The 11,165-nt window shown below is 62.0% G+C and carries 6 protein-coding genes and 1 CRISPR repeat array; all 6 genes read right to left on the reverse strand.

All coding sequences use genetic code 11. The annotated features are described in order from the left end of the window. Positions 1-43: 43 nt before the first annotated feature. Positions 44-1,751: a CRISPR direct-repeat array (repeat unit 28 nt; unit sequence TTTCTGAGCTGCCTGGGCGGCAGCCAAC). 129 nt (positions 1,752-1,880) lie between these two features. Continuing rightward, positions 1,881-2,450 carry a type I-F CRISPR-associated endoribonuclease Cas6/Csy4 gene (cas6f, locus tag J0A90_RS17345; RefSeq protein WP_207033992.1) on the reverse strand — a complete coding sequence of 190 codons (570 nt, stop codon included), beginning with the start codon at positions 2,448-2,450 and terminating at the stop codon, positions 1,881-1,883. Positions 2,451-2,453: 3 nt separating this feature from the next. Next, positions 2,454-3,491: a type I-F CRISPR-associated protein Csy3 gene (gene csy3, locus J0A90_RS17350; RefSeq protein WP_207033994.1), complete on the reverse strand. Its 1,038-nt coding sequence runs from the start codon at positions 3,489-3,491 to the stop codon at positions 2,454-2,456. Positions 3,492-3,514: 23 nt separating this feature from the next. Then, positions 3,515-4,501, reverse strand: coding sequence for a type I-F CRISPR-associated protein Csy2 (gene csy2, locus J0A90_RS17355; RefSeq protein WP_207033996.1), 987 nt, complete (start codon positions 4,499-4,501; stop codon positions 3,515-3,517). After that, the gene (gene csy1 / locus J0A90_RS17360; protein WP_207033998.1) at positions 4,498-5,853 is read right to left on the reverse strand and encodes a type I-F CRISPR-associated protein Csy1; all 1,356 of its coding nucleotides are present in this window, start codon (positions 5,851-5,853) and stop codon (positions 4,498-4,500) included. Before csy1 ends, csy2 begins: the two co-directional genes overlap by 4 nt. Positions 5,854-6,360: 507 nt before the next feature. Then, positions 6,361-9,762 (reverse strand): type I-F CRISPR-associated helicase Cas3f, encoded by a 3,402-nt coding sequence (cas3f, locus tag J0A90_RS17365; RefSeq protein WP_207034000.1) that lies wholly within the window; start codon positions 9,760-9,762, stop codon positions 6,361-6,363. Then, positions 9,759-10,739: a type I-F CRISPR-associated endonuclease Cas1f gene (gene cas1f / locus J0A90_RS17370; protein WP_207034003.1), complete on the reverse strand. Its 981-nt coding sequence runs from the start codon at positions 10,737-10,739 to the stop codon at positions 9,759-9,761. Before cas1f ends, cas3f begins: the two co-directional genes overlap by 4 nt. Positions 10,740-11,165 lie beyond the last annotated feature (426 nt).

Raw genomic sequence — 11,165 nt, forward strand, 5'->3', positions numbered from 1 at the left:
CGGCAGCCAACGTGGGCGGCATGAATTCGTGCTAGGGGTGTGATTTCTGAGCTGCCTGGGCGGCAGCCAACACCAAGGAACTCTACGACCCCAACACGCAAGATTTCTGAGCTGCCTGGGCGGCAGCCAACTGCCTGTATGGGGCGCATACCGCCCGCTACATTTTCTGAGCTGCCTGGGCGGCAGCCAACTTCGCGGGCAGCGCATCAGGCCACTGGCTGACTTTCTGAGCTGCCTGGGCGGCAGCCAACGCACGCGGGGAGCGAGCACAGGCGGCGAACAATTTCTGAGCTGCCTGGGCGGCAGCCAACCTGCGGGACCCCGTGAGCCACGGCTGCGAGGTTTTCTGAGCTGCCTGGGCGGCAGCCAACTTGGTGATCGTGCCGCTCACGGCGGCCCAGGCTTTCTGAGCTGCCTGGGCGGCAGCCAACATGGGAATGTCTCTTGAGCAGGCATCGGCTATTTTCTGAGCTGCCTGGGCGGCAGCCAACCCCATGCCGCTTTCGGAGGCGCTTCAGCTCTTTTTCTGAGCTGCCTGGGCGGCAGCCAACCACCTTCTGGGCGCGGCGGCGCTCGACCGTCATTTCTGAGCTGCCTGGGCGGCAGCCAACGCTGACAAAAAGGTTTATCCAGCGTACGACAATTTCTGAGCTGCCTGGGCGGCAGCCAACTTAATGGCTAGCTCCCTGATCCCGGTCAATGATTTCTGAGCTGCCTGGGCGGCAGCCAACGCGTCACTCCAGCCAGCCGCGCGGAGCTGATCTTTCTGAGCTGCCTGGGCGGCAGCCAACATGATGGTCCTGACGCCGCGACCGCATTCGGTTTTCTGAGCTGCCTGGGCGGCAGCCAACTGCAGCACCCTGACCAAAGCCCGCCGCTTTCGTTTCTGAGCTGCCTGGGCGGCAGCCAACCTCCAGGCAAAGCACCGGATAGCGGCCCCGTATTTCTGAGCTGCCTGGGCGGCAGCCAACGACCTGAAGCGCCTGATCGAGAGCCGCGCAGCTTTCTGAGCTGCCTGGGCGGCAGCGCACCCGGGCAGCTTTCCCAGCTGGTCGACCGCGTTTTTCTGAGCTGCCTGGGCGGCAGCGCACGACCACCTGGCAACGCTCCCCGGCGACGACCATTTCTGAGCTGCCTGGGCGGCAGCCAACCGTGATCTTGATCGCAGCCGACAATGATCAGTTTTCTGAGCTGCCTGGGCGGCAGCCAACTAGAAGAGCCGGGAAGCGGCCGACTTCTCAAGTTTCTGAGCTGCCTGGGCGGCAGCCAACGACCAAGACCAAGAAGCCCAGCTATTCGAGCTTTTCTGAGCTGCCTGGGCGGCAGCCAACCAGCAGGTGGGTGGCACCCAGCTCGGCGAGCATTTCTGAGCTGCCTGGGCGGCAGCCAACACGCCGTCGCCGAACGCCTCGCCATTGCCGAATTTCTGAGCTGCCTGGGCGGCAGCCAACCGCAGCAACGAGGGGAAAGAGCTGGTCGAGATTTTCTGAGCTGCCTGGGCGGCAGCCAACTACGACCGCGATTCGCGAGAGATTCGCGAGAATTTCTGAGCTGCCTGGGCGGCAGCCAACGCTCAGCGCAGCGCCAATCGCCGGTGCGATCTTTTCTGAGCTGCCTGGGCGGCAGCCAACAGCCGTATCACTGCGCTATCGACGACGACCGATTTCTGAGCTGCCTGGGCGGCAGCCAACCTCGACATCAACATCGAGAGCTTCACCTATCTTTTCTGAGCTGCCTGGGCGGCAGCCAACTAGAGCTTTTTCAAGCTAATACCCTGATTGTTAAAGAGCAATAGCCATAAAGCGCGACGCCTCCCTTTTTGCGGAGGCGTCGTTAACCCCTTGTTTTTCCGAGCGCTATAAAAGCGCGCGAAAAAAGGGTCAGAACCAGGGAATGGTCGCCCCCTGGCTCAGGCCGTAGTGATTGAAGGGGCCATCGGCCGGTGTCGGCTGCGGTTCGCCATGCTCGATGAACAGGGCGAAGCGTTGCTGGCTGGACCGGCTGTTGAGTGAAACGAAGGGCAAGGTAATGCGCGGTTCGCTGCTGCGTGCGAACCTCGCTCGCGCCTCTTCGAGGTCGATAGCATGCCGCCGTGCGTAGCGCTTCACCTGGCTGTCGTTGCCGGTCTTGAACTGCCGGCGCCTGACCACGCGATGCAGCACTCCGTCGGGTACTGGCAGAATGTCGCCGGTCTCGACGAGTTCGCGCATGCCATTGAGCCAGGGTTGCACCATGAGTTGCGTCAGGCTCTGATGTTTTCCGTGCAGGCGCAGTCGGTCACCCGGCGTGCGCGCTCGCACGCCGGTCTTGTGATCCGGAAAGCTCACGCCGATGTCGTTCGCGTCCTGGTCGAACAGCGCACGATGCAGCCGGCCATAGAGCGCGCCCATCAGCATGGATGGCGGAAAATCCGGGTCGGGACGCAGGCGAAGGTCGATGTAGTGGTCCATGGTTCACCCCGCGTCGCCGAAGACACCACCACGGATCAGGGTCGCCATCACGAAGTGCTGCTGCTCGGTTGCCGGCGCCTGGTCCTTGAGCAGCCAGTTGTCGAGCAGGTTGTAGAAGTCCACTTTCTGCTTCGGTTGGCGGTAGGCCGTTCCCTGGGTGGTCACCGAGCCGTAGGGCTCGACGGCGATCGGCCCCAGATCGCTGCCGTCCGCCGGCGCCGGGTACCAGGTGTCGATGGTACGCAGGGCGTTGCCGATCTTCTGCGAGTGAATGGCGGCGCTCTTGTCGTCGCCGATGCTGTAGAGCGTCTTGCTCTTGTCGCCGCGGGCGCGGTCGAGGATCAACTCCTGCGACGGGAAGACTTCCTGGCCGGCGCCGATGCGCGCAAAAGCGACCACATCCAGCAGCAGGTATTGCTCGCCGGCCAGTGCCTTGGCGATCACCTCGCCCAACGTGCGAGTCTGCTCGTCGCCAGTGAAATCTCGCGTCGAGCGCTCCAGAGCATTGCCGAAGGTCCACGCTTGTTCGGTCGCCCCGGCTCGGGTCTGGCGCACCGTCACTTCGAGCGCTTCTGCCTTGAGACGGTTGCGCCACAGGAAGCGCCCGTTGGCGAGGTTGCAGGCGTAGCGATGGGCCAGTTCCTGAAAGCCGTGCTCGCTGGCGTAGCTCTCGACCGCCTGCTTCAGCTTGGCTTGATAGTCGGCACTGTTGCAGGCCGAGGGAGTACCGGCACCGGCCAGCACGCGCAGCGTAAAGTGTACCGCCAGGGTGTCGGTATCGTGGGGCAGGGCGGCAACGTCTACGGTCTGCAGGTTGGGGTTTTCGATGGCGGCATCGAGTTTGGCCGGGTCCTGATCCTTGGTCTTCAGGCGGTTGGAAATGGTGCCGCGCACGGACTTTTCCGTGACCGGGATGCGGGGCCAGGCGGTGAATTGGTCGCGTTTATCCCAGTTGCCGGCACTGAACAGCGCATCGGAGGGGTCGAGCTTGCGCTCGAAGGCGAGGACGGAAGCGGTTTTCAGAGCGTCGTTCTTGGCCATGATGGATTCTCCGGAAAAGGGGCTCAGCTGAAGTCGTAAAGAGATTCGAAGGCGTCACTGACAGGGCGGTAGTCGTTGCAGCAGCGGTATTGCTGCGACTCCGCCCCTGTCCGCGGATACCAGATCAGTTGTTCGGCTTGTTCGAGGCGATGGGGACTGACCCACTCCCCGACCGAGTAGAGGCTTTCGACGAATTGAAAGGGTGTGGTGCTGTCGCGTGTATTGGCCACACTGCCGGCTGGCTGCAACTCACTGAGCGCGCCATAGCCCACGGGTATCGGAACGATCCAGCCAAGCGCATGGCGATCGTGCTGCCAAGACTGCGCCTCGTCGTCATAGCGCCAGTTGATGCGGGACAGCGAAAGCCAGGCATCGAGCCGTGTCGTATCCGGGACTTCCTCTCGCAATTCGGCCAACCGTTCGTCGAGCAGATCGTCGCGTGACACCAATGCGAACCCGGGTAGCAAGCGCATACGCAGTTTCCGGAAGGCATCGAGTCGATCTCCCTCGTCTCCCGTAAGATCAATGATCTGCGGCTGATGGCGATACAGATCGGGCTGTGGCGGTGGCATCACGGAACCACCCGCGATACGCATGGCGCCGACCATCTCCTGTATCGTGTCGGTATCCTGGCGCCTTGCCTGTTCGTCGCGCTTCCAGCGCTCGCTGTCGAGCGCCAGGACCAGGCTGACTTCCATATGCATGCGCCCTTCCTCGACGATGGCGGCGGTGCTGCCATCCTTGCTTACCGGATTGCGCGTCAGATGAAAGGTCTTGATAAAGCTAGCTTGGGTAGCCTGCTCCTGATGGTGGTGGCACACCACACCGATCCCCTTGAAGGCGATATCGAGACCGGCGGCACGCGTCTTGCGCTCCAGGGCCCACATCATTCCCATGAAAGCGGTGATCGCGGGAAATCCGTGCGTCAGCGGACTGGAAATGGCATTGGCGTTCTGCACGTTGATACGCGGTAGGGCGAGTAGATGACTGAACGTTGGGGAGGTACTCATGCGCGTTCCTCCGGGGCTCGCCGCTGCATGGGGACGGGCCAGGCGGCGTCGATGATCGCTTGTCGAGCCCAGTGACGATATTCGCTATCGCCTACCGCGGTGGCGCCTGCCCGACGCATTTGGTCGTTGAGCCAACTGGCAAAAATGCCCGCGACCTGATCTGGCCAGTCGCCCCTGTGGTAGGCCTCGGCGAAGGCCTGGTCCTCTTCCCCGCCTTCACCGAGCGGACGAGGTGCAAGCGTAAGGCGCTCCGGATCCAGCCACAGGCACTCGCAGAGCGATAATCCACAGCGATCGTCGCGAGTCCACCCCGGCGATAACTGGCTGTGTATCGCTGCGGCATAAAAGGGCAATTTAGCGCCCAACCGCTGCTCGAGTGCCTCGCGCTCCTGGCGGGTTTCCATTGTCTTGCGTCGCTTGGATAGCACCAACCGGGCAAGCTCCCGGACGAGTGGCCTGACGCCGGCGAAAAAGGTGAAGCGTTCGGTCGAGGATTCCAGCCCGAGCAGGTTGGGCGGGCGTTGTTGCGACCAGTTGGGGGGTAGCGATGGCAGCAGATAGTTGGCGCCACCACGCTCGCTATTCAGCTGCGATATGTTTTGAGGCTTGGTGCCCCCCATCTTGCGTACGGCGAGGTTGCGGTAGTCGCGATAGACGCGCGTATCGGCCTGCTTAGCGCGGACGGCGGCACGAATATCACGATTCTCTTCGCCAAAGCGTGCGCTCTGGATATCGGCATGAACGCGATGGGCCAGGGCGCTCGAGAACAGCGGCTGCAGCAGGTGGAAGTTATCGTCGGTGGCCGCGTTACCCTGCGTCAGCCAGTACACCTGCTTCGCCAGCGCATGGGAAGAGAAGGTGCCACTGCGAACGAGACTGCCGAAAGCATCCATCCGTGATTGGGCAATGGCTTCATCGGCATGCAGCGCCTGCAGCAGGTCGGCGTCCTTGGCCTTGACCCACTCGAGCAAGGAGCGGCCTTCGACCTCGACTTTCAGGAACTTGAAGACATCGAGCGCGGCGGCATTACCAACGACGTCTTCTACGAAATCATCCGCCAGCGAGTGGCTACCGATTTCATCATGCTGTGGCAGGGTCGGCGGGGGAATGTAGAGGCTGGTGCCACGCGCATCCGGATGGCTGGCCTTGAGCACATGGGTGACGGCCTGAATCTGACCGACGCGGCGCGCGGCATCCGCAAGCCAGGTGTCGTACTCGTACTTTGCAGCGGCCGCTGCATCGTCTTCCCGGCCTTTGAGCTTGGCCTCGCGGCGTTCGTCGATGAACGCCGCGATGGCGAGACGAAAACGTTCGATGCGGGAGACGCCATCGTTTTCGGTGGTTTCGTTCATGGGCATTCCAAACCGTTGGACCCTGATGGGCCCCGGGTTATACAATCCCCACGGCTAACTGCCGCCGTGGGGCGTGGTTGCTGTCGAAAAGGTGATTCCGATGGATCAGGTTCTTCTGCGACGGTATTTCACGTCTTCTTACTCCTCTGATGATGTTTTCAGGGTGAGCCGGAGCCAATCGGCAGTTGCATACGCCCGGGCGCGCTGCAACGCGCCCGGGCAACCGCAGTATTGGGCATAGTCGAGGAAAAATCAACGCCATTGCGCGAGCCATTTTATCTCCCATTGCACGAGCTATATTTAGCCTGCCGTAGAGGTAGCTCAGAAAATTGCCCGAGCAGTTTTGTCTACTCCCTAGCTGCCGCACAGGCAGCCCGGCCCTTGGCCACCTGCCCCTTCGGGGGCAGCCTCGTTTCTTGCAGGCTATTCTGCCGCACCATTTCCTGGCGAGCGTCGACCGAGCCGGCCTTAGAGACACCCTGTTGACCTGAGTCAGAAACGGAGCCGTCACGGTCGCCATATCGAGAAGCCCAGCCAGGGGTGATAGCGCCAACCGCGCGAATGCTCCGGTGCCTCCAACTGGCTAAAGCGTCGTGCGGCTTCCATGGGCGTCAACGATTGGTCGTCGGCCTGCTCCTGCAGTAGAGCGGGCAGTTCGAAGTTGCCCCAGGGCGCGATGCGCGGCCCCGGATGCAGCGCAATGTCATGACGTTGGTTCTGCTCCACCAGCACATATAGCTGCTGTCCACGTTGCTCCGGATCGCTCTCGATGCGATGCAGCAGCAGTGTCTCCGGCGCCTCCTCGTCCTGCGGTAGCAGCACCAGCTTCGTGCTCGGAATGGTGCTCTCACGAAACGGTTGCTGCTGCGCCAGCACACCCGTCAGCATGGCTCCGGGGTATTGCCAGCCGCTGGCTGCGTTGAGCCCCTCGGCATCTGTCGCCGGTAGCGGCAACATGGTGTGGGCCATGCGTGCCTGTTCCAGGTCCGTCAGCCGCATCTTGGACTGCCACTGCTCGGCGGGGCGCGGTGCGATTCGAGGCAGTGCGGTCAGGGGCTGGTACTCGCTCTCTTCCATCAGTTTGCCCAGACGATGAGCAATCAGCCGGAAAGGGTGTCGAGCTGGCGCGCGCGCCAGCTCGAACCCAGGACGTACGAAAATGGCATCGGGTTTGCCATCCGGTCCTTTGTCGCGGGAGAAGTGTCGCAGGTTGGTATCGAATATAAAGATATTGGGCTTGTCATTCAGCCGCTGACGATGGCGCTGAACGCGTCCGGCAAGCTGGATCAGTGAACGCATCGACGAGGGTTCGGCGATGGCCCAGTCGGCGTCCCAGTCCCTGCCTACTTCGCAGACCGGCGAAGCGATAACCACGAAGATGTGATGGAGTTCGGGGTTGACGTCGAGCGCCTCGCGGATCGCCGATGACTGAAAGACCGCATCTTCGTTCCGTCGGTTGAAAACCGTATCCAACTGCCGTTCGATGGCGGAGCGCTGTACCAACGGGAAGCGAGCGTGATAGACGCAAAGATGGATTCGGGTGTCTTTGGGGGCGCCTCGCTCGAAGAGCGCCTTGGCGACATCGAAAAGCGGGTCGATATTGGCCATGCGGACCAGGCCAAAACTGATTCGCTTGTCGCTCGCGGGATCGACTTGCGCATGATCCGCGTGCAACTGCAGCGCGGCCTGCAAGACATGGTCAGCGAACTCGTGGCGGGTGGTCTCGCGAGTCTTGTTATTGGCGATAGTCAGCGGCCAGAGCGCTGCTCGACGCAGCGGGTCGGCCTGACTTAGCCTTGTGGCACGCCTCTGTATGAAGCGCTCATGGGCTTCGGTAAACCCGCTACGACTCCAGCAGGTTTCATGTCGGGTACCGAATTCATCCGTCCAGATGCACGGGATATCCGCCTGCTCTATCGTCGAGCCGTCCCCGGCGCCTCGATGACGCCGATATTCACGCCGCCCCGCCTGATAGGCGAGAAACATCCCCTCGACCAGCGCTGGGGGTAACGTGGCCGAAGAGAGTACGACACGCGTGCCGAGCATGCCGGCCCATTGAATCAAGCGGGTTAGCGCCGGCAGATCGGCCAGATCGTAATCGTCCAGCTCGTCCAGGACCAGATCGGCACTCATCAGCCGGAGCATGGGAGCGATCTGCCGCCCACCGCGCAGCGATTCAGTGGCGGGTACGAGGTGGTCCACCGTGCAGACGAGCATGGGCGCCATCAACAGACTACGTGTTCTTTGATCATGGCCGGCCCAGGAAAGCAGCGATCCCTGCTCGGTAACTCCTTCGAAGAGCACGTGGTCGTCTTCTTCAATGAGTTTCTGTGCCGATGCCGACCCGCTCTCGGTGGCCTGTCGTTCGTGATAGGCGAATAGGGCTCGGCTGGCGCCTCCACCCACCCGAATCGCCAATTCATCGTCACCCAGCCTCAGATCTTCGCGATAGCTGCGCCCGGTTTGATGGGTCAGTGCTCGCAGACCCAGCGCGAAGGTGGCTCGCATGCCTCGGTCGGGGTCGGAGAGGGCGTAGAGCAGGCGTGCATTGGCCAGTGTCTTGCCGCATCCCGTCGAAGCCATATTGACGATAAAGGCCCCTTTTTCCCGGGTACGGTCGCGTATCCCCAGGGCGGTATCGAATGCCTTGTCCTGCCAACTGAATTTTCCAGCTCCGCTACGTTTACGCAGCCCCCGATGTCGTGCGAGCCGCGGCAGCTCGCGCTCCAGGGAGGGAAGTGCATGGGCAATTTGCCCCGCATGATGGGTGACCCCTTGCAGATGCTCGTCGAGGGTCTGGTTGGCGACGGATTGCCCGCTGCGGTTACGTGTCGTGTTGGCTATCAACCTCGCGTGCGGATGGAGAAACTTGCGACGCGCGTCGTCCGGGGCATCATTCTTATCCAGGGCAAGGCTCGAATAGTAATGGTCGGCCAGCATCAGGCTCAGGCGTGCCAGATGCATGACGAAAGGGCGATCGAGCCAGTCATCGTCTCGGTGTTGTCTGAGTTCGAGAAGCCGACGCGCCAGGCGGGCCGCTTTCGTGCGCCAAGCTTCCCCGGAGACAGGCAGGGGGGCTGCCATCTGCCAATAAGGGGTAATCTCTTTGTCGTTACCCGGCGTGAAAATTTCGTTCCAGTCGTGAGCCACGGGATCGAGCGGCGCTTCCAACCAATCCGGGCTGAATGAGCGCACACGGGCGCCCAGCCAGAGCTGGCGGTCGTCTTGAAAGGCGGGCGCGACCGGCAGGCGATGATGGGTCAGAATCAACCAGCCAAGTGCCCTGGCCAGAGGAGGCAGTCGCTGAAAAGGATGAGGGTCGCTGGCATCCAGCCCATCGCGCTGGTAATCGGCAGGCCGAGTCCAGTTCGAGTCATCGTATTCCTGTGCTTGCAGCCGTTTCAGCCAGCCTTCGTCATCGTCTTTGCCAACGAAGGTCTGGAAGAGTCTTAGCGACACCCACTCATGGCGATAGCGGTTACGCTCGCGCAGGTGGCCAGTCAAACGCCACTGAAAGGCTCGGCTCGCTTTGCCAAGGTCATGAAGCAGTCCTGCCATCATCGCCAACAGGCGGATGTCCTCACCGCTATGCCAGTCGTTCTCGTCCTCTCCGCGCAGGATGTTGCGCCGGGTAGTATTGGTCGGCGTGGCGCCGCGGGCGTTGAACTGGGAGGCATCGCCTACGATCCATACAAGCTCGCTATGGTCGTGGCCGCGAATCCAGTGGCAGGCCACGGCGGTATTCTTGCGTGCCGTCTGGCGCAGCAGTTTTCTCAGCGTGTCGAGCCCGGCCTTGGTGATCGCGGTCTGCCAGGTACGTTCGCCGCGGCGCTCGGCGAACTGGTCGAGAATCCGGCGGGTCTGCCTGAGTGCGTTCTTGCGGCACTGGGAGACGATCAGCACGTTCATCGCCGCGCTTCCTCGTCCAGCCGCTCGGCGACGTCTTGCACCACCTCGATCAGGGTATCCAGCGCTTCGACGCGGGTGAGCCGCTCGATGCAGGCTTGGCGGAACGCCTGCTCCTCATCGCCTCGGCTGGCGGAGATGAACGCCTGGGGCAGGATCACCGCGTCCTTGATCAAATCGGCGATGTCGAACACCAGGCCGCCGCGTCGGGTCTTGCCGTGGAGCACCGCCAAACCGTGGGGTAACCCCAGCACCCAACTGGCAGTGGCACCCAGGCCGTAGGCGAGGTAGTTGCCGTGATCGAGAAAGCGGTTGGCGGGGTCGACGCCGCTGCCTTTCTTGGCGCGCACGAATTCGCCATAGCCGACCGCCTGGGTGGCGATCCGGAAGAGCTGCTTGGTCAGCCGGGCTTCTTCCGTTAGCAGTGCGGTGGTGTCCGCTGCCTGGTCGATGGCCCCGCGGCTGCGCTCGAGCAGCGCCTTTAACTCGGCCGCGCTGGGCTTGAAGTCGGTATCGCGCTGAAAACGTGCGTCCAGCCAGTGACGTTCGACCTGGGTCAGGCGCGCACGCTGAAAGCGGCGTGCCGCTTCCAGCCTCAGCGCATCGTCGAACCAGAAGCGCACCCACTGTTGCAGGTACTCGGTGGGGCGGTATTCGCTCTGCGGGTTGAACCAGGCAACCTCGACATCGACCTCGTTGGCGGAGAACAGCGGTGTACCGCCGCCACCGCAGAAACCGACCAGAACACCGGCCTTGGCCAGCTCCCGCATGGCCGCCTGGGTGATCGAGGTGCCGGTGCCCAGCAGCAGCGAGGTAGTGTTGGCGATGGGGATGTTCCAGTAGGCCGAGCGCTTGCCCTCGTCGGTGACGTACTCCACGCGGCCGCCGTTGACCAGTACGCGGCAGTGCTGCAGGTAATAGAGGTTGGCCCGTTTGGAATGAAGAATGGTCTTCAGATCACCCGCAGCGATATCTTCCATGTCGATTCGGTCCGAATTGTTTCGTAACAGAGTATCGCCAAAGGTTGACCCAAAGAAACCACTCCGATGTCGCACACAGTCGCCCTGACGTGTCGCCATGGTTTGGTCTGTTTCCTATCAGTAGAGGATGGAGGCAGTTTTTTTGCGCGTAGCCCTTGCCAAGGCCGGGGTAGATCCGTAAAGTACGCATCCGCTGACGCCGAGGCAGGTTCTCGGAAGCAGCGGGAAAGCTAGCTAAGCTGTTGAAAAGATTGAAAAAGTCGATTGACACTTAGCCTCGGGGGCAGCAGAATACGCCCCTCGCTTTTCCAGGATCGGTTCTCCGGCAGCAACGAGAATCGGGCAGGATTCGACAAGAAAGACGTTGACATCTTCGCCAAGATCCTTAAAATACGCCTCTCCTTACGGCGACCCAGAAAGCAAGCG

The organism is Salinicola sp. DM10, assembly GCF_017306975.2.
Lineage (GTDB): Bacteria > Pseudomonadota > Gammaproteobacteria > Pseudomonadales > Halomonadaceae > Salinicola.